37 protein-coding genes are annotated in these 20,002 nt (G+C 71.7%); all 37 read right to left on the reverse strand.

All coding sequences use genetic code 11. The features are described 5' to 3' along the window. Positions 1-10: 10 nt before the first annotated feature. Positions 11-505, reverse strand: a complete 495-nt coding sequence (locus BGP03_RS12955) for a hypothetical protein (RefSeq protein ID WP_298799971.1) — start codon at positions 503-505, stop codon at positions 11-13. Further along, on the reverse strand, positions 502-981 hold the full coding sequence (locus tag BGP03_RS12960) for a hypothetical protein (RefSeq protein ID WP_298799970.1): 480 nt from the start codon (positions 979-981) through the stop codon (positions 502-504). The genes BGP03_RS12955 and BGP03_RS12960 overlap by 4 nt, the downstream gene beginning before the upstream one ends. Before the next feature lies 1 nt (position 982). After that, the gene (locus tag BGP03_RS12965) at positions 983-1,270 is read right to left on the reverse strand and encodes a hypothetical protein (protein WP_298799969.1); all 288 of its coding nucleotides are present in this window, start codon (positions 1,268-1,270) and stop codon (positions 983-985) included. Continuing rightward, entirely contained in the window at positions 1,267-1,614 is a 348-nt protein-coding gene (locus BGP03_RS12970) for a hypothetical protein (RefSeq protein WP_298799968.1), read from the reverse strand. Before BGP03_RS12970 ends, BGP03_RS12965 begins: the two co-directional genes overlap by 4 nt. A 3-nt stretch (positions 1,615-1,617) precedes the next feature. Beyond that, positions 1,618-2,103 carry a hypothetical protein gene (locus BGP03_RS12975; RefSeq protein WP_298799967.1) on the reverse strand — a complete coding sequence of 162 codons (486 nt, stop codon included), beginning with the start codon at positions 2,101-2,103 and terminating at the stop codon, positions 1,618-1,620. After that, on the reverse strand, positions 2,100-2,822 hold the full coding sequence (locus BGP03_RS12980; RefSeq protein ID WP_298799966.1) for a hypothetical protein: 723 nt from the start codon (positions 2,820-2,822) through the stop codon (positions 2,100-2,102). Before BGP03_RS12980 ends, BGP03_RS12975 begins: the two co-directional genes overlap by 4 nt. Positions 2,823-2,825: 3 nt before the next feature. Then, the gene (locus tag BGP03_RS12985; protein WP_298799965.1) at positions 2,826-4,361 is read right to left on the reverse strand and encodes a hypothetical protein; all 1,536 of its coding nucleotides are present in this window, start codon (positions 4,359-4,361) and stop codon (positions 2,826-2,828) included. Positions 4,362-4,364: 3 nt separating this feature from the next. Then, entirely contained in the window at positions 4,365-4,601 is a 237-nt protein-coding gene (locus BGP03_RS12990; protein WP_298799964.1) for a hypothetical protein, read from the reverse strand. A 2-nt stretch (positions 4,602-4,603) separates the two neighbouring features. Next, entirely contained in the window at positions 4,604-5,344 is a 741-nt protein-coding gene (locus BGP03_RS12995; RefSeq protein ID WP_298799963.1) for a hypothetical protein, read from the reverse strand. Beyond that, positions 5,337-5,603 carry a hypothetical protein gene (locus BGP03_RS13000; RefSeq protein ID WP_298799962.1) on the reverse strand — a complete coding sequence of 89 codons (267 nt, stop codon included), beginning with the start codon at positions 5,601-5,603 and terminating at the stop codon, positions 5,337-5,339. The genes BGP03_RS12995 and BGP03_RS13000 overlap by 8 nt, the downstream gene beginning before the upstream one ends. A gap of 73 nt (positions 5,604-5,676) precedes the next feature. Beyond that, positions 5,677-5,898: a hypothetical protein gene (locus BGP03_RS13005; protein ID WP_298799961.1), complete on the reverse strand. Its 222-nt coding sequence runs from the start codon at positions 5,896-5,898 to the stop codon at positions 5,677-5,679. Further along, positions 5,898-6,938, reverse strand: a complete 1,041-nt coding sequence (locus tag BGP03_RS13010) for a major capsid protein (protein ID WP_298799960.1) — start codon at positions 6,936-6,938, stop codon at positions 5,898-5,900. Before BGP03_RS13010 ends, BGP03_RS13005 begins: the two co-directional genes overlap by 1 nt. A gap of 18 nt (positions 6,939-6,956) precedes the next feature. Next, positions 6,957-7,346 carry a head decoration protein gene (locus tag BGP03_RS13015; protein WP_298799959.1) on the reverse strand — a complete coding sequence of 130 codons (390 nt, stop codon included), beginning with the start codon at positions 7,344-7,346 and terminating at the stop codon, positions 6,957-6,959. An 11-nt stretch (positions 7,347-7,357) separates the two neighbouring features. Further along, the gene (locus BGP03_RS13020; RefSeq protein ID WP_298799958.1) at positions 7,358-8,653 is read right to left on the reverse strand and encodes a head maturation protease, ClpP-related; all 1,296 of its coding nucleotides are present in this window, start codon (positions 8,651-8,653) and stop codon (positions 7,358-7,360) included. A 44-nt stretch (positions 8,654-8,697) separates the two neighbouring features. Further along, positions 8,698-9,918 (reverse strand): DUF935 family protein, encoded by a 1,221-nt coding sequence (locus BGP03_RS13025; protein ID WP_298799957.1) that lies wholly within the window; start codon positions 9,916-9,918, stop codon positions 8,698-8,700. A gap of 21 nt (positions 9,919-9,939) precedes the next feature. Continuing rightward, on the reverse strand, positions 9,940-11,451 hold the full coding sequence (locus BGP03_RS13030) for a hypothetical protein (RefSeq protein ID WP_298799956.1): 1,512 nt from the start codon (positions 11,449-11,451) through the stop codon (positions 9,940-9,942). Next, positions 11,411-11,746: a hypothetical protein gene (locus BGP03_RS13035; RefSeq protein ID WP_298799955.1), complete on the reverse strand. Its 336-nt coding sequence runs from the start codon at positions 11,744-11,746 to the stop codon at positions 11,411-11,413. Before BGP03_RS13035 ends, BGP03_RS13030 begins: the two co-directional genes overlap by 41 nt. A gap of 515 nt (positions 11,747-12,261) precedes the next feature. After that, on the reverse strand, positions 12,262-12,417 hold the full coding sequence (locus BGP03_RS13040) for a hypothetical protein (RefSeq protein ID WP_298799954.1): 156 nt from the start codon (positions 12,415-12,417) through the stop codon (positions 12,262-12,264). Positions 12,418-12,516: 99 nt separating this feature from the next. Next, positions 12,517-13,296: a hypothetical protein gene (locus BGP03_RS13045; RefSeq protein ID WP_298799953.1), complete on the reverse strand. Its 780-nt coding sequence runs from the start codon at positions 13,294-13,296 to the stop codon at positions 12,517-12,519. Next, on the reverse strand, positions 13,293-13,499 hold the full coding sequence (locus tag BGP03_RS13050) for a hypothetical protein (RefSeq protein ID WP_298799952.1): 207 nt from the start codon (positions 13,497-13,499) through the stop codon (positions 13,293-13,295). The genes BGP03_RS13045 and BGP03_RS13050 overlap by 4 nt, the downstream gene beginning before the upstream one ends. A gap of 17 nt (positions 13,500-13,516) precedes the next feature. Next, the gene (locus tag BGP03_RS13055; protein ID WP_298799951.1) at positions 13,517-14,479 is read right to left on the reverse strand and encodes a DNA cytosine methyltransferase; all 963 of its coding nucleotides are present in this window, start codon (positions 14,477-14,479) and stop codon (positions 13,517-13,519) included. Then, on the reverse strand, positions 14,476-15,078 hold the full coding sequence (locus BGP03_RS13060; protein ID WP_298799950.1) for a hypothetical protein: 603 nt from the start codon (positions 15,076-15,078) through the stop codon (positions 14,476-14,478). Before BGP03_RS13060 ends, BGP03_RS13055 begins: the two co-directional genes overlap by 4 nt. Next, positions 15,078-15,500: a hypothetical protein gene (locus BGP03_RS13065; protein WP_298799949.1), complete on the reverse strand. Its 423-nt coding sequence runs from the start codon at positions 15,498-15,500 to the stop codon at positions 15,078-15,080. The genes BGP03_RS13060 and BGP03_RS13065 overlap by 1 nt, the downstream gene beginning before the upstream one ends. A gap of 595 nt (positions 15,501-16,095) precedes the next feature. Then, entirely contained in the window at positions 16,096-16,326 is a 231-nt protein-coding gene (locus tag BGP03_RS13070) for a hypothetical protein (RefSeq protein WP_298799948.1), read from the reverse strand. 166 nt (positions 16,327-16,492) lie between these two features. Further along, a complete protein-coding gene (locus tag BGP03_RS13075) occupies positions 16,493-16,696 on the reverse strand; it encodes a hypothetical protein (protein WP_298799946.1) in 204 nt (67 codons plus the stop codon). Next, complete coding sequence (locus BGP03_RS13080; RefSeq protein WP_298799945.1) at positions 16,693-16,905, reverse strand: hypothetical protein; 213 nt, start codon at positions 16,903-16,905, stop codon at positions 16,693-16,695. The genes BGP03_RS13075 and BGP03_RS13080 overlap by 4 nt, the downstream gene beginning before the upstream one ends. A 343-nt stretch (positions 16,906-17,248) precedes the next feature. After that, positions 17,249-17,491 (reverse strand): helix-turn-helix domain-containing protein, encoded by a 243-nt coding sequence (locus BGP03_RS13085; RefSeq protein ID WP_298799944.1) that lies wholly within the window; start codon positions 17,489-17,491, stop codon positions 17,249-17,251. Positions 17,492-17,566: 75 nt separating this feature from the next. Further along, a complete protein-coding gene (locus tag BGP03_RS13090) occupies positions 17,567-17,932 on the reverse strand; it encodes a hypothetical protein (RefSeq protein ID WP_298799943.1) in 366 nt (121 codons plus the stop codon). Beyond that, positions 17,929-18,213, reverse strand: coding sequence for a hypothetical protein (locus BGP03_RS13095; RefSeq protein WP_298799942.1), 285 nt, complete (start codon positions 18,211-18,213; stop codon positions 17,929-17,931). Before BGP03_RS13095 ends, BGP03_RS13090 begins: the two co-directional genes overlap by 4 nt. Beyond that, positions 18,210-18,425 (reverse strand): hypothetical protein, encoded by a 216-nt coding sequence (locus BGP03_RS13100; RefSeq protein WP_298799941.1) that lies wholly within the window; start codon positions 18,423-18,425, stop codon positions 18,210-18,212. Before BGP03_RS13100 ends, BGP03_RS13095 begins: the two co-directional genes overlap by 4 nt. Next, positions 18,422-18,604: a hypothetical protein gene (locus BGP03_RS13105; RefSeq protein WP_298799940.1), complete on the reverse strand. Its 183-nt coding sequence runs from the start codon at positions 18,602-18,604 to the stop codon at positions 18,422-18,424. The genes BGP03_RS13100 and BGP03_RS13105 overlap by 4 nt, the downstream gene beginning before the upstream one ends. Next, on the reverse strand, positions 18,601-18,867 hold the full coding sequence (locus tag BGP03_RS13110) for a hypothetical protein (protein ID WP_298799939.1): 267 nt from the start codon (positions 18,865-18,867) through the stop codon (positions 18,601-18,603). Before BGP03_RS13110 ends, BGP03_RS13105 begins: the two co-directional genes overlap by 4 nt. Beyond that, positions 18,867-19,127 carry a hypothetical protein gene (locus BGP03_RS13115; RefSeq protein WP_298799938.1) on the reverse strand — a complete coding sequence of 87 codons (261 nt, stop codon included), beginning with the start codon at positions 19,125-19,127 and terminating at the stop codon, positions 18,867-18,869. The genes BGP03_RS13110 and BGP03_RS13115 overlap by 1 nt, the downstream gene beginning before the upstream one ends. After that, the gene (locus tag BGP03_RS13120; RefSeq protein WP_298799937.1) at positions 19,124-19,348 is read right to left on the reverse strand and encodes a hypothetical protein; all 225 of its coding nucleotides are present in this window, start codon (positions 19,346-19,348) and stop codon (positions 19,124-19,126) included. Before BGP03_RS13120 ends, BGP03_RS13115 begins: the two co-directional genes overlap by 4 nt. Further along, on the reverse strand, positions 19,348-19,494 hold the full coding sequence (locus BGP03_RS13125) for a hypothetical protein (RefSeq protein ID WP_298799936.1): 147 nt from the start codon (positions 19,492-19,494) through the stop codon (positions 19,348-19,350). The genes BGP03_RS13120 and BGP03_RS13125 overlap by 1 nt, the downstream gene beginning before the upstream one ends. Further along, the gene (locus tag BGP03_RS13130; RefSeq protein WP_298799935.1) at positions 19,494-19,757 is read right to left on the reverse strand and encodes a hypothetical protein; all 264 of its coding nucleotides are present in this window, start codon (positions 19,755-19,757) and stop codon (positions 19,494-19,496) included. The genes BGP03_RS13125 and BGP03_RS13130 overlap by 1 nt, the downstream gene beginning before the upstream one ends. After that, positions 19,754-20,002, reverse strand: coding sequence for a hypothetical protein (locus tag BGP03_RS13135; RefSeq protein WP_298799934.1), 249 nt, complete (start codon positions 20,000-20,002; stop codon positions 19,754-19,756). The genes BGP03_RS13130 and BGP03_RS13135 overlap by 4 nt, the downstream gene beginning before the upstream one ends.

Consider the following 20,002-nt stretch of genomic DNA (forward strand, 5'->3'; position numbering starts at 1 on the left):
GGGTCCGCGATCAGCCTTTTCCCGTACTCACCTGCGGCTGCCGTTGGTTCAGGTTGACCACCGTCGCGAACAGCAAGTCCAGCTCACCCAGCCCGACCTTCCCCGTCTCGGCCACCGCATGCCACTGGTGCTCCGACAGGGTCGGCTCGACCGCCGCCTCGAGCAGCGCCGGCCGGAACGTGGCGACGTTCCACTGCCAGCCCTGCTTGCGCTGCTCGCTGGTGGGTGGGTGCGCGGCCGCGAGCTCCTCCCACTCGCCCGGCGGGATGCAGCGGGCGGTGAACACGATCGCCGGCTGCCCGTCGAGGTGCTGCTGGGCGGTCTCGACCGCGGCGGCGTACGGCGCCAGGTCCTGCACGCCGCGCTGATGCGCGAGCTGCAGCTCCCGGGTCGCCGCCTCGACAGCTTGCTCGGCCGCGGCGTGCGCGGCCGGGTCGCGCGGGATGGGGACGTCCTGCGTGGGGAGCGTGCGGCCCTGCAGGACGTCCCACAGGGACTCGGTCACGGAACGAGGATGTCCTCGGCGGGCACCTGACGGATGGAGAACTGGTACTGGAGCATGAACGGGTCGCTGTCGGACCACTGCTTGGGCTTGGACCGCATCAGCACCGGGAACACGTCCATGCGGTAGCCGGTGACCCAGCCGCCGGGCATGAGCACCACGAACCCGGAGTAGCCGACGGTGAGGGTCTGCCGGATGTCTGCGCCGGAGATCTTCGCGTAGATGCCGAGGCTGGAGTCGGATGCCTCACGACGGCCGTTGATCTTCGAGTTGAAGTCCGAGGCGTAGTCGGGGCGGTCGAGCTGCCCCGCCTCCGTCGCCCACCCGTCGATCGACTTCACCTGCCGGGTCACGTTGATCCCGGCGTCCAGCTCGGCCGCGGTGGGGTTGGTGTAGTCGACCATCGCCGGGACGACGAGGACTGCGGTCTTGCCGACCGCGTAGAAGGCGTCGTAGGCCTCGATCAGGGGTGCGGGCATGTCAGCGGTCCTTCTTCGTCGTCGGGGTCGTCGGGTTGGCGGTCACGGCCTTGTCGCCGGGTTCGGGGACGACTTCGGGCGTGTCGTCGTGGGACTGGTCGGTGGCCGGCTGCTCCGCCGCGGCCTCGGCGGCCGCCAGCTCGGCGGCGGCCAGCTCGGCCGGGGTCGGTTCCGTCTGGTCGTCGCGGACCTGCCAGCCGGACGCGGCGTAGGTGCCCAGCGCGGCGCGCAGCACCTTCCGGTCGTGCGCGGGCGTGAGCCCGGGATGGGTGATCCACACCTCGCTCATGAGGTCACCGGCCCCTCGACCCAGAAAGTCACCGACGCCGTGGCCGACCAGGCGAGACCGACGAGACCATCGGCCGGGTCGGTGTAGAGGTCCCCGGTCGGCAGGTCGAAGATCGTGAGCCCGGCCGGGACCGCCCCGAACGGGCACACGATCACCTGGTCGGCGATGGTGAGGCCGCGCACCGTGCCGGGGGTGGTCACGGTGCAGGTGATGTTCGCGGCGCCGCCGTTGACCACATGGATGCGGGTCCCGGGAGACACCCGGTCGCCCCCGGCGGATGCGGCTGCGACCGTGGGGGCTGCGATGCCCGTTAGTCCGGGGTTCTTCGTTGCCACGATGGCCACGGGTCACGCTCCTTCGAATCGTGTCGCGTCCACCCGGATGGCGAACTCGATCAAAACCAGACATCCGCCCGCGGTCTGCACGGGCCGATACGTCGAGCGCACGAGACGCGCCCAGTCACACGTCCCGGACAGGTCGAGGTTCGCGACCAGCACGGCGCGGAGCGCGTCGAGCAGCTGGTACGCGCGCACCCTCGACACGGCGACGTCGACACCGCCCGTCGAGGACTGCACCAGCCCCGCCACCACGTGCGACTCGGTGCGACGCCCACCCCACCCGGGCCGCTCCTCGCCGGAGGCCGCGGACACGTCCTCGATGGACAGGCCCAACGCCAGCGCGTCCCCGACCTCGACTTCGCCCAGCGGGGGGCCGTCGAAGACCTGCACGCCCTCCAGGCCGGGAGCGGTCCCGGCGCGGACCCCGCTGCCGTCGGCCGGGGCGGCGATCAGGGCGAGCATGGCGTCCAGGACGGCCGCGACCGGTTCGCTCACCACCGCCCCCACGTGACCTGGTCCGCCGGGTCCGGCCAGCCGCACGCCGGCGGGAACGACCCGGCCGGTTGTGGCACCCCGCCGGCGTCCGCGCCGAGCGGCGGCCCGAGGAGGTCGGTCAGCCTGACCGTGAGCGTTGCCGTGCCGGCCGGGCCGGAGTCGGAGTCGATCGCGGCCGCCGCTGCTGCCATCCCGGCGCCGCGCCCCCCGAGCCGGGAGCGCTGGGTGCGCCAGAACTCGGCCAGCACCATCTTCACGGCGAGCACCTGCGACTCCGACACGGTCGGCTCGCTGGCCAGTGTCCGCCCCGCGTCCCGCTCGGCCCGGGTGAACAGGTGCCGATCCACTCGCTCCACAGCGCCCGCCATCATCGTGCGCAGCTCGTCCTCATCGACCTGGCCGCCGGCCACCTTGTTCAGGTAGTCCCGGGCGTCGGCCAGGCTGATCACCCGCCGGGCGGTGGCGCGGACGTCCACGACGTCGTCGAACGCGGCCGCCGGGCCGGTGCTGCGCCACACCACGTCGTACAGGCCAGCCTGGGCGGGTACGAAGTCGAACTCGTAGCGGCCCGTGGTCGGACTGGTCGGGGTCGTGTCGGCGACTGCACCGCCGCCGCGCAGAGTGATCGTCAGCGTCACTGACGTCGCGTCCGTGGGGGACCCGGCACCGTCTGTGACCTGCACGCTCAGTGGCACCGTGTCGCCGAGGTCGTAGGACATCCCTCACCCCTTCCGCATCGTCGGGCCGACGCGGACAGCGCCGGTCATCGCCGGGCTGCGGCGCAGCACGGACCGCATCGAGCCCCGCATCGTCGCCACGAACCCCTGCTGCACATGAGTGCTCGCACCGGCCGGGGCGATGTCGCCGCCGAGGAGCCGGGCCAGCACCTTCAGCGCCAACCCGGACGGCGCGGTTGCGCCGGCCAGCCCCTTTCCGGCGCGCCGCGCAAGGCCTGCCGTCGGCGCCACCGCACCCCCGACCGTCTTGCCGGGGCGGCGCATCAGCGCCCCCGACGGGGTGACCGCGCCGGCGAGGGCGAGCAGGATCGACCGCACCGCCGCCACGGCACCGGTCGGCGTGATCGAACCCGCGAGGCGGCGCACGGTCTGCTTCGCGGCCACCCCCACCGGGGCCACACCGCCCGACATCGGCTTACCCGTACGGCGGAGAAGCAGGCCGGACGGAGCGACGGCCCCGGCCACGGCGAGGAGCCTCGTCCTGATCGTGGCCAGCGCACCGGACGGCGACACCGACCCGGCCAGCGACTTGCCCGGCTGCCTGAGGATCGCCCCGGACGGCGACACCGCACCCGCAACCGTCTTGGCCAGTTGGCGGGCTACCGCCCCAGACGGGGCCAGCGCACCGGCCAGAGCCAGGACGCGAGCCCGGACCGTCAGCAGCACGGAGCTCGGTGTGGCCCCACCGGACAGCACCCGGGCCGTCAGCTTGACCAGTTGCCCGGCCGGCCCTATGGCGCCGCCGACGTACCTGCGATCCTGCCGGGTCAACAGCCCGGTCGGCGTGGTCGCCCCGGTCAGCGTCTTCGCGGGCCGCCGAGACAGGCCCCCGCTCGGGGTGGCCGCCCCAGACACGCTCTTCGTGAACGTCGTGCCGCCGGACGCCGGAGCGAGAATCTCGACCGCGGCCAGCACCCAGCCCTGCGAGCCTGGCGCGGACATCCCCACCGTCTGCGCGCCCGCAGTGGCCGCCGCCTGATAGGCGTAATACCAGACGCCGTCGGAGTTGGTGGAACGGTCGTAGCAGTCCTCCTCCGTGGCGGAGGACAGATAGGCGCGAGTCGCCGGGTTGCGGCTGAACACGTCCGAGCTGCACCACGACACCACAGACCCCGCGCCGGTCGTGGTGACCGTCGCCGCCGGAGTCCCCGACCCGGACAGTGGCGAGTTCACAGCCGGAGTGGCGGCAAGCCGCCCCGTCCAACGCTCCACGACCATCGAGTGCCGGGACGCCGCCGACGGTGTCATCGACACCGTCATCGACCCGGGCGACCCAGCGACGGTCGCAGTCCACACCACGGCGTAGGCGTTGAACCCGCCCGGGGCAGCCTCGACCCGCTTCGAGAATGTCTGGCCACCACCGGTGGGGCCCGCGCCGTAGTTCGTGCCGGTATCCCATGTGGTGCCCTTGACGACGATGACCTCGTCATTGGACGGCGTGAACGATGGCGTGACCAGCGCGCCCGTGTTCGCTCCGGTGTCGTGCACGACGTAGGACGCGATGAGCGTCGCATCGGCCACGAGTCACCCCCAGGCGGGATCGAAGTCCGGGTGATCGCGGAACGCGGCCAGAAGCACGCGACGGCGCGGGCATGGAACGAGCACCGTGCCTGTGCGGAACGGGTCATCGAAGCCGTCCCCGCACACCGGGCACGGATCGGGCTGGTGCGCGGCGAGAACCCGCTGGCGCACAGCCAGCGCATCCCCGGTCACACCCGCCTCAGCCCAGCGATCCGCCAGGAACTCGTCCGGCGACAACATCGCTAGCTGCCGGCAGTGATCGTGAAGTCGTACGTCGACTGCAGCGAGTCCCCCGACGCCAGGTTGACCACCGAGAACACCGAGCGGTCCAGCAGCGTCCCGCCACCCGTCGCGGCCTGCGAGAAGATCCCGTGCTCCGTGCACGCCACCGACGCATCCACCGTGTTCGTGCCCACCGTGCGGAACACATTCGCCGTGCCGCCCTCGGTCAGACTCCCGGTCGCGCGGGTCGAGTCCGGGTTCAGCGCCGTCGTCGACTCGGTCACCAGCGCCGTGTCACCCGTCGCCTCCGCCGTCGCGCCCGTGCCGATGCCGTGGTACTTCAACACCTCCGGCTCGACGATGCCCTGCATGGCGTCGACCAGGAAGTTCACCCCCGCCGTCGTCACCACCCGCATCGACGCCAGACCGAGCTCCAGGACCTCGCCGTCGCCGCGGACGTGGGTGAGGTACAGCGAGCCGTAGAAGTTCGACAGCCGCAGCGCCCGCGCCATCATCGCCCGACGCGCCCCGCGCACCAGGTGCCGGAAGTTCGCCGTCCGCCACGCGTTGACCCGGTCGTCCAGGCCCGCGCGGGGCAGCCCGAAGTGGGCGACCTCGGACAGCGTCAGCTCCTTCGCCGGATACGACGACAGCGCCGTGAGCCGGTCGAACCGGTCGCGGATCTCACGGGCATCCGCCGAGCGGATCACCTGCAGCGACAGGTCACCAGCCGGACGCGAGACACCACCGTGCTCAGCCATGCTGCTCTCCACCCTCCGGCGCGACCGCGCCCTTCAGTTCGGCCAGGCGCGCCTCGAGCTGCGCGAGCTCGTCGGCGCCTTCGCCCGGGTTGTCCTCGGTGCCCGGCGCCTCGTTCAGTGCGTCGCAGACGCAGTCCGGATCGCTGGACACGCCCGCCGCGCAGTTGCACTTCCACGCGTCGCTCGGGCGCGCGATCTCCGCGTCGTGGCCGCAGTGCCGGCAGGTCACCTGCAGCGACGAGCCGCCGTCATCAGGCATGGGTCAGGCCCTTCAGGTCCAGAGGGAGAGTGGCGCGCCGGCGGCAGCTGGGGTGCCGCCGGCGCGGGTCGAGCTACTTGCTGTCGTCCGCCTTCGCCGCGGCCGCCCGGGACGGCTTCGACGGCGCGGGGGCGGGCGCCTCGTCGACGACCACCACCGGGGCGGCCGGCTTCTCGGGCTCGTCGGCCCACACGCCCGGGGCGGTGATCCGCTCCGCGACCTCGGCCGGGACCTCGTCCTCCGGCCCGTACGCCACGTTGTCCACGTGGACGTAGGTGCTCAGTCGGCGACCCATCACGCCACCGTCGCCGAGAAAGACAAGTTCGGGTTCGCCAGCACCGGCAGGCCGATCGCGGCCGCCTTCGTCCAGATCGCCACCGGGTCCTGCGTCGTGTACGCGCCGGCGACCAGGCCCGGCTGCTCCACGCCAGGGGCCAGGCCGTAGCCGAGCTCCATGGCCTCGGCCGTCGTGCCGAGCAGCACAGCGCCGAGGTCGGTGCCGTCCGGGCTGTTCGGGTCGACCGGGGCCGGGAGGAACAGGAACTTGTTCACCGCGATCGGGCGGACGGCGGCCCCGTTGACGTTCACGCGGGCGTCGTAGGTGTAGATCGGCGGCAGACCGTAGGCCTGCAGCACCGCCGCCACCCCGTCCTGCGTGGCGATCGACGGGGTGACGCCCTGCGCGGCCAGCAGGCCCCGCATCTCCGACGAACGCAACAGGTATCCGAGGTTCTGCGTCGAGGTCACCGCCGCGCCGGGCGGCTCACCGTTCTCATCGATGTAGGCCTGCTGCCAGGACAGCATGTCCTGCAGCGGCGTGGCCGTGGCCACGGTCGACCACAGCACGCCCGCGGTCACCGTGTTGCCGCCGGCGCGACCGAAGTTCACGGTGCCCGTCACGCCGTTCTCCGACAGCGCGATCTGCCCGGACACCAGCGCCTCACCCCGCGCCAGCTCCAGCCGGGCCGCGACCGCGCGCGCCATCCTGGTGGAGTCGTCGAGCACCGCGTTGCGGATCGCATCGCTCGAGGCGCGCGCGTTCCGGAGCCGGTCGTACTCGCCGAGGCGGATCTTCCGCGAGATCGGCGGCAGCTCCCCGCTGACCCGGGTGAGGCCCGGGCGGGCGGCGATCGGGGACTCCGCGTCGTAGGCGCGGAACGTGGCGGCCTCGGTCAGCCCCTCACCGCCGGCGGTGAAGCGGAACTGAAGGTCGTCGATGATGCGGTGGGGCAGCCACCGCGACAGAGTGAAGCGGTTGATCTCCAGGTCCTGGAGTGCCGCGCGCGAGTATCCGGTGAGTTCCGCCGGATCCACGTAGTCGGTGTTGAGCAACATCAGCTACTACCCGCCCTTTCAGACGAAGATGATCCGGCCGGCGACATCCGCCTTGCCGGCGGCGTCGACAGCGATCGGGAGATTGGCGTCGACGACGATGCAGTGCACGAGCATCGCCCCGGACACCGGCGTGGACGTCGACGCCGGCGCCCGGACCACCGTGAACAGCAGACCCGCACACGCCTGGCGACCGTCGGAGGCGGCGTCGTCGTACAGCCCGTACTTGCCCGACGCGGTGATCTTCCCCAGCGGCAGCCCGGACATCAGGTAGCCGTCCGGGTAGTGAGTGCCGGCCGTGAACGTGGTCATGTCCAGGGTGATCGACCGGGCGGAGTCGGTGCCGTGCGCCGACCCCAACCACGACTGGTCCTCCTGGCCGAAGGTCTCGGTCCTGATGCTGAGATCCATGGTGTGCCCCCTCAGGCCGTCTTGCCGTGGCGGAGCGCGTAGAGCTCGCTGCCGCTCTTCATCCGCGCGGCCGGGCCGTCATCGCCCCCGTCGCCGCCGTGACCGATCTCCCGCACCGGGACCAGACCCTTCTGCAGGGACGCCAGCGTGGCCGCCGCGCCCTCGCCACCGGTCTCCAGCTGGGCGAGCCAGTGCTCCCGGCTGGCCGGCGCGATCCGGCCGTCGTCGATCGCAGCCAGGACCAGCTGCTCGCGGTCATCCCGCGACTGCCGGTCAGCGGCCTCGGCGCCACGCTGGGCAGCCGCTCGCGTCGACTCCCACTGCGCGGCGTCGACGATCACCGTGCCCTCCGGTGCGCCTCTGGTGCCGGCCTCGGCCCGCTCCTGCAAGGCCTCGTCCAGCGCGGCCATCGTCGTGGCTTCGTCAGCGCCGGCAGCGACACCGAGCCGCTGCCGGACGTCGTCCAGGAAAGGCGACACGTTGTCGCTCCTCTCGGTTGTGGATCGCCCAGCCGCGGTCGCGGCGGGAGTTGTGCGGAGCACCGGCATCACCGGTGCTGGGGCCTGGGCCCGACCCGCGTGCCGGTAGGCGGACAGGTCGTGCCGATCCGGGTCGCGCAGGCTGTCCCACATCCCCCAGAAATCCAGGTACGAGCCCGCGCCCGGTGTGACCTGCTCGCCCTCGGCAGTGCCCGTCTCGTCGGCGGCCGCGACACGGTCTGCAAGCCCTGCGGCGACGGCCTCCTCTGCCGTGTACCAGGTCTCCGCACGCATGACCTCGCGCCACTGTTCGGCGGTTCCACCTGCCCGGGCCGCGTAGGACGCGGCGTAGGAGTCACTGGTCGAGTCCAGCCGGCGCGCGTAGCTGGTGATCTCGGCGGCGTCACCGATCGCGACCCCCCACGCGTCGTGGATCATCATTTGCGCGCCGATGCCCATGACGATCTCGTCGCCCGCCATCGCGATGACCGAGCCGGCCGAGGCGGCCAGGCCGTCGACTCGGACCACCACGCGGGCCCGGTGGGCGCGCAGCACGTTGGCGATCGCGACGCCCTCAGTCGCGTCGCCGCCGGGGCTGTTGAGGTGCAGCACGATCTGGTCGACGTCGAGCGAGGCGACATCGCGCACGAAGTCGTCGGCGGTCAGGCCGAACCAGCCGCCGATGGTGTCGAACACGTAGACGTCGGCCGAGGTGGTCGTCGTGGTGTCGGTGCCGTCGGGCGCGGTGGCCAGCGCGAGCACCGGGCCGACCTGGTACCAGGCAGGCGGGTTCTCGCCGGCCAGCGCCACCGCTGGGCGCCGGTTCACACCACGACGAGATCGAGCAGGCACAGGTCCTCCAGGGGAGCGGGTCACGCCGCGGTCGGATCGGCGGCGGGCGGGGGCGCTTCCGGGTCGGCGCCAGGAAGGCCGTACTGCTGGCGCAGCGCTTCCTCGAGGTCGGGGTCCCAGCGCAGCAGTCCGGAGTCGACGAGCATCTTGATCGCCGCCGCGGTGGCGGGATGCCGGGAGCCGATCTCGTCGAACTCGATGCACGGCGCAGGCTCGTCCGGGCCGTAGTTCAGGTCGACGATGTCCTCGACGATGTGCGCGTTCGCGACGTCAGCCTTGGCCTGCGCGACTGTCTGCAGGCCGAGGGTGAAGAAGTCGGCGAACGTCGTGCCGAGTGCCCACGAACCGGTCTGCGTGCCGAGGTTCAGGAAGTGCGCCAACACCGCCCGGGCGATCTGCTCGTCGTGGTAGCGGATCGCGGGCATCGCATCTGGCAGTGCGCCCTCGACCCCGCGCAGCTCCAGCTTCGCGCCCTTCGGGATCCCGCCGCCGGCGTCCGGGCCGGACCGGAAGCTCTCGGCCAGCTTGCGCCCGGACTCCAGGTCCGTCGCCGAGGCCGCGGTGTAGATCGGCACGCCCATGCCGTTGCGCTCGATCGTCTGCGCCTGCACCCGCAGCAGCCGGTCCTTCAGGACCCAGTTCTTGTAGGCCGGGCGCAGCAGCGACGTACCGAACCAGTTCCCCGCCTCGCGGTCGTTGCAGTACATGACCAGCCGCGACACCGGGATCGGCTCCGCCACACCCTTCTGGACGATCGACTCCAGCCCACCGTCGCGCGCCACGTTGATCGCCTGCAGCGTGGCCGGCATCCGCGGCGCCAGCTTCCGCAACCGGGCCAGCCCGGCCTCGTCGATGCGATACAGCTGCTCGAACGGCATGTGCCCGAACACCAGGTCCAGCAGGGAGGTCTGCAGGTGCTCGCCCCAGGAGAAGCGGTCCCGGGTCCGGCGTGCCGCCGAGGCGGGCTGCTGTCCCTTCACCGGGAGGTTCAGGTCCTGGGCGACGTGCGCCACCACCTCAGGGCGGGCGTCGAGCGGGTTGATCCGCCACGTCGTGCGGCGCACCGGCAGCGTCACCGCGCGCAGCACCGAGGTGACCTGCGCGTCCTGGCGGCGCATCGCGTCGTACACCTGCACGCTGTAGGGCCACCGCAGCTCCGGGGTGGTCTCGCGGGTCGCCGCCGCCCACCAGGCGCCGCCCGACTGGTTCGCATAGCCGATCTCGGTCGTCGGAGCACTCACCGATACCCACCTCCCTCCACGTCAGAAGCCCATCCGTGCGAAATCGACCCGCTCCAGCCCTGACGTGCCGGTCGGCGTCAGTGCCTGCGGCTCCGGCACCGTCTCCGGCTCGTGCGTGAGCAGCGCCCACACCGCCATCTGCACCGCCTCCAGCGGGCTGATGTCCACCTCGCCGCGACGCGAGAACGTCCACAGATCCCCGAGCGTCCGCCGGCCCGCACCCGCCGCAGCCGCGTTCAGCTCCGGCTGGTCGAAGTGCAGCAGCCGCGGCATCTCGCCGTCGATCTCCGCGAGGAGCTCCTTCGCCGAGTGCCCGACCTCGCGCATCGTCGGCGTCAGCAGCACGATCTCCGGCAGCTCGTCCGCCTCGTTCTCGGCCAGGATGTCGGGCACCAGGTGCCCGGCCGGGCCGCCCGGGTCGATCGCCACCGGCGCGTCGTAGTCACCCGCCAGCTCCCGCAGGCGCGGCAACACCCAGGCCGTACCGCGGCCCACCACCGGGCTGGCCGCGCGATCGACCTGGGCGAGCTGCACCACCAGATCTCCGTCGCGCCATCCAGCCACCGCGATCGTGGTCTCCGTCGCGTTCGGCCACGACGACGCAACGCCGAACGCGACCGGCCTTTCCGGTGCAAAGAGCGCACCCGCGCGCGCCGCCCACGCCGCCGCCGGGATGACCCGCTTCGCCTCCGCCGGGTCCTCGTCGAAGAGCCCGATCCGCTCCCGCAGGTAGCCAGCCAGGCCCAACTCGCCGAGCTCGCCGGCGCACCAGTCCACCGTCACCAGGCCCGGCCGACGATCCGCCAACGACGGGTTCGACGGGATCAGGTGCTCGAGCGCCAGCGGATCGAACGTGCCCGCCTTGATCTGCCGGCGCACCAGCTCGGGATCAGCCGACCACTCGAACCCGGCCAGCTTCGCGTCCCCGTCGACCATGCGCTGCCGCAACTGCCGCAGCTGCACCGAACCGGCCACCCCGGCCGAGGAGGCGTAGATGACCATCGGCTTCGGCCGGGTCGTCATGCCCGACACGGCCGCCTCGATCATCGCCGGATCCAGGAACAGCGCCTCGTCGAGGACCAGGAGGTCGACGTCGTCGAACCCTCGGCCCATCTTCGCCGAGCGCGCCACGAACGAGATGAACGCGCCGTTCGTCAGCGTGATCGTCACCTGGTCGGCCGTCGAGTGCGGCTTCCCGGCCACCCTGCGCAACAGCGACGGCGTCCTCTTGATCAACGTCCACAGCCGCTTGAATGCCTTCCGACACTGTGCGAACAGATGCGCCGTGTGATAGACGTTCTGGCCCAGCTCGAACAGCGCGTACAGCTCGATGATCTCGATGACCGAGCCCTTGCCGTTCTGCCGCGGCAGGATCAGCAGCAGCGACAGCGCCGCCCAGCTGCCGTCCGCGTGCTCCCGCAGGCCGTGCTCGCACACGAACCGCTGCCACGGCATCGGCTCCATCCCGGCCGTCTCGGCCAGGAACAGCGCCTCACGCCCTGCGCTGGTCGGAGCGGATGGGGCGGACCACACCCGCGGCTCCTGCGAGCCGATCAGCTCGCATCCGCGCCACTTCGTCGAGCTCATCCGGCGTGTCCTCCTCGGGCTCGTCGAGCACAGCCGCGGCCTTCGCTGACACCTTCGGAGGGGCCGCAAGCTTCCGCAGCTGGTCCAGCACCCGCATCAGCGCGCCGGCGGCGACCCGATCACCCGCGTCGAACTCCCGGGCCAGCTGCCTGGCAAGCTCCGCCGACGCCGTCGCCTGCACCGCGTCCGGCATCGTCCGCAGCTCGCGGTTCACGGCGATCAGCATCATGCGGCGGGCCATGCCGACCACCCGCCGTCGTCTCGAAATCTGGGCCACTTTTCCGGGCCGTTTTCGGCGTTTTCGCAGGTCAGAAACGGCGCCGAAATCGCGTACCGATCTTGATCGGGATTTCCGCCCGGGAAACGGCCGCTGAAATAGGAATCGGAAGATGGCTGCGGGGTCGTCTGCGTGTCGCGCTGGATTTCCTGGCGGTTTGTGCTACCAGACGGGTAGCTCGACGCTGCTGCGTCGTGCGCGTCGCATCTGGTTGCCGAGTCGTGCGCCTGCTCCGCGGTTGCATGGCGAGCATGTGATGCGGTCGCCCTCTTGACCTCCGAGTGCTCGGGGGTTCGAGTGGTCGAGGTCCATGCGGCTCGGGTTGGTCATGATGCCGTCGCACTTGGGACCTGCGATGGGGCAGTGCGTGCCGATGGCGGCGGGCAGCAGCTCGCGTCTGCGTCGCTGGTGTGCCGAGCCGAGTCCGCGTTGTGTGGTGGTGCCTCGCCTGGCCCAGCGTTGGTTGTCGCGTCTGCTGGTCATGGCCGGCTGCTCGGGGTGGGGTGTACGGCGGTGGGTGTGCCGAGGCTGGGCGCGTCGATGGTGGGCACGCGGGGTGCTGCGATGAGCAGGCCGGCGAGGAGTCCGAGGAGGACGAGCGAGGCGCCGAGTGCGACGTAGCGGGGTGCGCTCATGGGCGTCACCTCGGGAACGACGAGAGCCAGCCCGAAGGCTGGCTCTGGTGACACGTGTGCGCTTGTGGGGCGCATCCTGCATCATCGCCCAGCCCTTGGTCAACTCGCCACGTCGTCCTGTGACAGCGCGGCGGCGAGGAGGGTGAATCGCTCGGGTGGCCACCATGCCTCGCATGAGGGGTGGATGCAGGCGGCGTAGCGGTCGGTGAGGTTGATCTGGATGGCTGCCTTGCGGATCTTCTGGCCGTCTTCGGTGACGATGACGTGGCGGTTGCGGCAGGCGGGGCAGGGCCGGATGGCTTCGCTCCAGCGTGCGGGGCTGACGATGGCTCGGGCTTCCATGACCCAGCGTCGTGCGTCTTCGACGGCGGCCTCGGGGTCGTCGGGCTGCCATGCGGTGAGGGCGTTGTAGGTGGGCTGGCCGTCGGCTGCTCGGGTGGTGCGGCGGATGGCGGCGAGCAGCTCGACGGCGGTGGTGTTGAGCGGGGAGCGGTGTGCGCCTCGGCTGCCGTTCCCGCTGCCGTTGGTGGAGTGGACGGCTTCGTCGACCTGGGCGAGTAGGGATGGCAGGTAGGCGGTGATGGGGCGGAGGCCGGCGTGGAGTCGTCGGAGGTGGCGGCGGTGGATGGCGCCTGCGGTGCGCATGGCGCAGAGGGCTCGCTCGGCGCCGTCGATGTTGCCGCGTTCGGTGGCGTAGGCGTGGCGGGCGCGGAGCATCCGGATGTGTTCGACGTGGATGCGGTTGACGTTGCGGAGCTGGTCGCGTGCGGCGGCGTGGTCGCGGTCGAGCTGGTGGATGCCGGGCTGGGTGAGTTCGTCGATGGCGACGCTGAGTCGGAGCGCGGCGGGCATGTCGGGCTGCTGGTCGGGCTCGGTCACTCGGCGGCCTCGGTGTCGAAGCCGAGCTGCTCCGGCTCGGCGGCGGGCACGGCGGTGCGGGGCCGCCAGATCACCCAGAGGTGGCAGTCGGGGCACTCGTACTGCTCGTGGGTGCGGGCCATGTCGGCGGCCCACACGGCCCAGTGCATGGGCCCAGGACCGTAGGCGTGCGGCTCGGTGCAGAAGACGCGCTCGGTGGTCACGGTGCGGGGAGCTCCGATCAGGTCGTGGCGATGAGCGGGCGCAGGATGGCGGCGGCCAGGAGTGGCGGCACGGCGTTGCCGACCTGCTGGTGACGAGAGGTCTTTGAGCCCTTAAACGGGTAGTCGGCCCGGAACGACTGCAGGGCCGCGGCCTCCTGGACCGACACCGGAACCGAGCCGTTCTGAAATTGCGCCTCGCCCTTGTCCCACGCCTTGTGTCCGGGCCTACCGATGCGCGGATCCCCCAGGACTGTCGTGGCCGGCCGGGTCAGCACCCACACGTCGGACCGGGACTTACCTGTGATCGTGGGTGCAGGCCTGGACACAGGTGTGTCCGGGCGGTCGCCGTGCCGTTCCGCGAGACCAGCACCACGTGTTCGGCGGTAAGCGACCTCGTCGGACCAGCCGAGCGCCTCGGCCATCGTGATCCAGCGCGGCAGCTGCGAACCGAACAGGTCCATGCCGTCGAGCGCGGCATGCGTCGGCGTAGGCGGCTGCGCGATCCCGTCCAGCCGTGCGATCAGAACAGCCCGCGTCCGCGTCTGCGGCACCCCGTAGTCGGCGGCCAGAAGCTTCCCCGTCCACGTCGAATACCCCTCCTGGCGAAGCTGCGCGGCGACGATCTGCCAGATTGGCAGTACTTCCTCGACCTGCTCGAGCACCACCCAGCGGGGGTGTAGCTCGAGCGCCCAACGCCCAGGAACCCACACGAGCTCACCGCGGGGGTCGCCTAGCCCTGCTTTCCTGCCGGCCTTGGAGAAGGTCGTGCATACCGGTGAGCCGATGAGCCCGTCGACCTTGCCTGCGAACGGGGTCGGGGAGTAGGTCGTGAGGTCGGCCTGCACGCGCCAGTGCCCGGCAGCGTCCGCGGTGCGGCATGCGTCGCGGTCGCGGTCGATGCCGACGATCGGCCCGGTGTAGCCGGCCAGACGGGCGCCTTCTTCCCAGCCGCCCGGTCCCGCGAACAGGTCGAGGATCACGCGCGGACCGCTTCCCGTTCGGGCCACTGGGCTTTCTTCAGCCACCCGGCGCCGCGCCGGCCGTCGAGCCACGGCCCGTCGAACCCGATCCAGTCGCACCCTGCCGTGGCCAGCGCGACGGCGTCGGCCTCGTCGTCGGTGATGCGGGCGAGGCCGAACCCGGGCCAGCAGGCGGCGACGGCGCGCTTCACGTCGGCCTTGGCCGCGTGCCCGTTGCCCGCGATGTAGCCCTTCATGGTGGTCGGGTTGAGTACGGCGACGGGTACCTCGGCGCGGATGAGCCGGTCGATGATCAGCCATCGGAGCGCGGCGCGCTCGTCCGGCTGGCCGAGGGTGGCGGCCCCGGGGAGTGGTCCCTCGAGGACGACGAGCTTGGTGTTGACGGTGACGAGCCCGGTGAACCACAGGAAGATCGATCGGATGCGGTCGTGGACCTCGACGAGGTCCTTGTGGTGCTTCTCGGGACACGGCTTGTGGCCGAGGTGGCAGGGCAGGGAGTCGGTGGTCTTGACCCAGGTGGTGACGTGGCCGGTGTCGGTGATCTGGGCGGCGCCTGTGCTGGTGAGCGACAGGTCGCCCCCGAGGACGGAGGGGGGCATCAGGCGACGTCCCGGTAGGAGCGGCCGTCGAGGACGCGATCGATGCTGCCCCGGCAGACGCCGAACTCGCGGGACAGTGCCGAGACGTTCAGCCGCTGGTTCGCTGCGGCGGCTCGGCGGCGGATCTCTCGGACCTGGTCTGTAGTGAGCTTGGCCCGCGGGTTGGCCGTGCCGATCAGTGGGCGCGGGTTCCACCTGCCTTCGTCGCGGCGGACCCTGTTGTCGGTCCGCTTGTGGCAGCTCAGGCAGAGCGGACGGTATCGCTCGACGTCCGTGCTCCACCGCACGGTCGAGCCGTTCTCGGTGCCCTCGATCGGCGCTGGGTCGGTCTCGTCGTACGACCACTGCCGCGCGGGATCGGGGCAGCTGGCGCACTGGTGGGTGGACGCCTTACCGCGTGCTCGCTCGACGCGCTTGTGCATGGCGCGATAGGTGGGCTGCGCACCAGTCCAATCGGCACGGCTCGGGCCGGTTCGGAGCGATGCCCGCCAGCTCTCGTAGTGCTCCTGGCACCGGAGGGCGCGGTAGACCGGCTCGGAGCAGACCGTGAGCCTGCACGTGGCCCCGAGCGGCCCCCGACAGTCCTCGCAGAGCGGGCTGGAGCAGCCGGGGCAGCGCGGCACGTCGTCGGCGCTCACTGCTCGGCTCCGGCCGCGATGCTCGCGGCGATCGAGGCGCTGTCGACGGCGGGTCCGCGCCACATGCCGTCGCGCAGCTCGGCGATACCAGGCGGGAAGCTCTCGGGGTTGACGCATTGGCCGTGAGGACCGTCGGCGGAGCGGTGGCGGTCGAACAGCTCGGCGCCGGAGAACGTTCGGTGGCACGCGGAGCAGTGGGCGGCTCGCTGACCGGTCCATCGGGCGTCACAGCCCCCGCAGGCGGCTGGGGCGGCGGGGCGGCGAACCCTGGATGCCGCTTCCTCGCTTCCCCTTTCGCGCAGGAGCGACGAACTCGGGTCCGCCGGTACATTGGGACCCTCGGGGATGTTGATGTTGTTAGAACGCGACTGAGGGGCGCTCATCGGCGTGGTGTCCTCTCGTGGGCTCGTGCCAGCTCCCGCGGGTCCAGCGGGGCGTGCTGCACCCCTGCGGCCTTGAGGCGGGCGATGTGCGCGGGTGCGCGGTCGAGCGGCTCGCCGTCGGACACGCGGACGCAGAGGGCGCCGGCGGGTTGGGCGCAGCCGTGGGGTGGGAAGGGGCAGGGGACGGTGAGGGCCTGGTCCTGGTCGGCCTGGTCGTCGAGGTTCACGCCTCGGCTCCCATCGACGGCGGCCAGGCGAGGCAGCACAGGTCGCACGTCCACGAGTCGTGCGCGACGTCGGCGCGCAGCAGCCGAAAGCACTCGGGACACGTCGGCGCGGAGCACCGGTCGCACGCCTGCTGGGCGCGGACGGTCTGGTGACGGCACGGCTCGGTCACGTCGTCGCTCCGGCGTGGAACGGGCACCGGTGCGTGCCATCCGGGAGCGTGACCCAGCCGTCCCGTCCGGCGACCATGCGCAGCACCTCGTCGGAGCGTGCGGCCCGCGAGGTGGCCGGGCACGGGTGCGCGCTGGCCATGCCGTACTGGGTGGCGGTGCCGACGAGGGGGACGTCGCACGCCCACACCTGGGCGATCACGACGCGGCCTGCGCGATCTGCTCGGCGGTCCACGGGGTGTGGTCGCAGCGCACGCCGGGCATGAGCGGGCCGCGGTGGCGCGCGGCGGGGTCGATGCGCCAGCCGTCGCCCTGGCACCAGACGCACGCCCGGATGGCCATGCGGCGCTCGCGGTCGTCGATGTCGGCGTCGGTGATCTCGTGGCCGCAGTTCGGGCAGCTGAGGCTCATCGCGCGCTCCGGGCCGGCGACGCGGCGTCGCGCGCGCTCGCGGTCAGGTGGCTGGCTTCACAGATTGAGTTGGTCCCGGACCACTTCGGGGGTCGGCTCACGGTGGTCGAGGGCAAGGACGTGCGGAGCGCAGCGGAGCATGTCCGCGGCAGCCGGGGAGCGGAGCGACCCGTGCAGTTGGGCGAAGCGGAGCGAGCCCTGGTGTATTCACTGTTCTGGTAGGGGGCACCACGGTGCATAGCTATTCGGCACCGTGGTGCATAGCTATTCGGGCCGTGGAGATCCACAACAGCGGTCCTGAGCGACCCGATAGCCCTGCACGACGGCGCAGAGCTATCGACGGTCAGGACGTCACTTCGGCGGGGAACGAAAGTCGGTACGTGGCGGCCCGCGGACGCTGCCCCCGACCGCCCACTCCGGGCGCCGTGAGCATCAGCCAGCCGGACGCGCGGAGGGCCGACAGGTGCTCCCTGACGGCCCGCTCGCCGAGCCCGGAGTTCTCCATGACGAGCTCCACGGACGGCCGCGCGCTGGTGCCCGTGCCGTTCGCGTAGGTCGCCACGATGAACGCCACGCCCTTCGTCACGATCGGTACCGGGGCGGCGCGGAAGCGTCGTTCCCACTCGTGTTTCCGGCACGGTTCGGCCTTCCAGGTGTCCACTCACGCGGGCCTCTCTTCGGTCGCCCGACGGTTGGCCGCCAGGCCGAGGGAGCTGCGGATCCTGGCGGTGGTGTAGGTGGTCATGCGGGTGTGGCTGGCGATGTGCGCGTCGGGGAGTCCGCGCGTGTGGAGGATCAGCACCAGTCGTGCCCGGTCGGGGTGGAGCAGTGCTTCGGCGGGCTCGTCGCCGGCCAGGGCACGCCGGTAGCGGCCGGGCTCGATGGGCCCGGCGTCGATGGCGGCTTCGGCCCGCCAGTTCGCGACGTGGACGGCGTGGGCGTCGCAGCAGCGTCGGCAGGTGACCTGGTTGCGGTAGCGGTGGCGCTGGTAGGCCTGCTCGGTGCCACACGCGGGGTTGCCGGTCACCGCGCGGCTTTCTTCCGTGGCGGCCCGCCGGTGCGCTTCTTGTTCTGCCAGCGGCTGGCGTATGGGCAGCTGACGGCGTGGTGGAGGTACAGCTGCTGTCCGCGTGCGCGTGCGGCGGCGGCGGGTCTGGGGCCGAGGACGCCGTACTTGCCGCCGAGTTGGATGACGTTGCCGCGGTCGGGGTCGGGGTCGACGTCGACGGGCATGTTGGCGCCGGTCTTGGCCATCTGGACCCAGCGGATGGGGGCGGAGCAGTAGTTGCACTGGTCGGCGGGGGTCACGGCGCGACCTCGGTGACGGGGCCCCAGCGGCGGACGAGTTCGGCCCAGTCGAGGTAGGTCTTGCCGCCGTCCTTGTAGCCCTTCCACTCGCCCTGGTGCGTGCGACCCCACTGGGGTGAGCACCCGTCGCAGTCGCCGTCGGTGCCGTCGTGGACGCCCGTGACGGCATCGGGCTCGGGGGCGCCGATGTCCCAGGCGCGGGGCGCGCTCACGTTCGCACCTCTGTGCCGCGACGCCCCTTGACGACGAGTGTGTGCGTGCCGCTGGCGACGTTGGCCTGGACGCTGGCGCGGTAGCAGGTGCCGTCCGTGATGAGCACGTAGTCGTTCTCGATCACCACGGTCTGGCTCTCGCCGCTCTCGGTGTCACGGCAGGTGACCTCGGTGCTCACGTCGTCCCTCGCCGTCTCCCGGCCTGCCTGGACGGGCATGTCGGCGTGCAGTCCTGCCGCGAGCAGCCCCGCTTCACACCGGAGCGGGCGTGCTGCCACGCGTAGACGTGCCGGTTCGGTACGACGTCGTTGCGCAGCGTCTTCAGGACGTAGCCGGGCCAGCCGGTCAGCTCTTCGGGGATGGCGCGGCCAGGGCGGACGTCGAGGGGGAACGTCCAGGAGTCGTGGGGGCCGGCGTACAGCTCGACGGTGACGGTGGTCATCAGCAGCCGCCTTCGCACGTCGGCTCGTCGGGCCGCTTCCACCCGAGGGCGACGAGCGCCGCCTCAGTGCGCTCGGGCAGTCCGATCGTCGCCTCGCCGTCGACGGTCGTGATGAGCGCCGCGAGTTCGAGCGTGACGCGCGACTCGCCGGTGCCGCCGGTGATCCGGACGGCCTGCACGGCGTTGCTGATGTCGGTGTCGCCGATGAACACGGACCCGCCGCCGCCTGCGCGGAGGGTGATCAGAACGGGGCTGCTCACGACTCACCCCCGGCGGCGGCCTTCCAGTCGTCCAGCTCGCTGTCGTCGTCGCCGACGCGGGCGTAGGACTGGAGCGCGGTCGCACCGGCGAGGGCGAGCGTGGCGTTGGCCTGGGCGAGCCGCAGGTGGTAGCTGACGGCGTCGTCCTCACCGTCGGCCCGAGCGATCGCGGCACACTCGATTTGCGCCTCGGCCTCGACGTACCTGTCGACGGCGCGCATCAGGTGCCCTCGATCCGGACGACGAACGGCGTGCCGTCGGCCATCTCCACGCTCAGCTCGTACTCGTCGACCTCGTCGAGGATCGCGACGACGTCGTCGCCGTTGAGTCCGGCCACGATCGCGGCCATCAGCTTCTCGGGGCCCATCAGGCGTCCGTCCCGAGCGGCGCGTCATCGTCGTCCTCGAACGGCAGCTGCTCGTCCTTCGGCGCCGGCGACACCGACCCGAGGTCGACCTCCATCACCCGCATCCCGATGACCGGGCGCTCCTCGCCGTCGGCGCGCTTCTCGGTCGCGATCTGCACGCACTCGGCGCTGCCGCTGAACGTCATGATGTCGCCGAGCGCGATCTCGGGGACGTTCTCGCCGGTGGACTTCATGCCCCGGAACTTGACGAAAGTCTCGGTCATCGGGTTGCTCCTGTCTCGGCCGTCGGGGCGGCCGTGGTGGTGGGGTCGAGGTAGTCGGCGCGCTCGATCAGGTCGGCGGCCAGCGCGCGGAGCCGGGGCCCGTCGAGCCAGATGCACACCGCGGTCTCATCGCGGGCGAGCACGGCCGATCCGGTGCGGGTCCACATCTCGACGGCGTGGTCATCGGCGAGCGTGGGCGCCAGGACGACGCGGCCCTGGCCGTTGACTCCGGCGTGCTCGGCCAT

The sequence above is a fragment of the Pseudonocardia sp. 73-21 genome (assembly GCF_001899645.1).
Taxonomy (GTDB): Bacteria; Actinomycetota; Actinomycetes; order Mycobacteriales; family Pseudonocardiaceae; genus Pseudonocardia.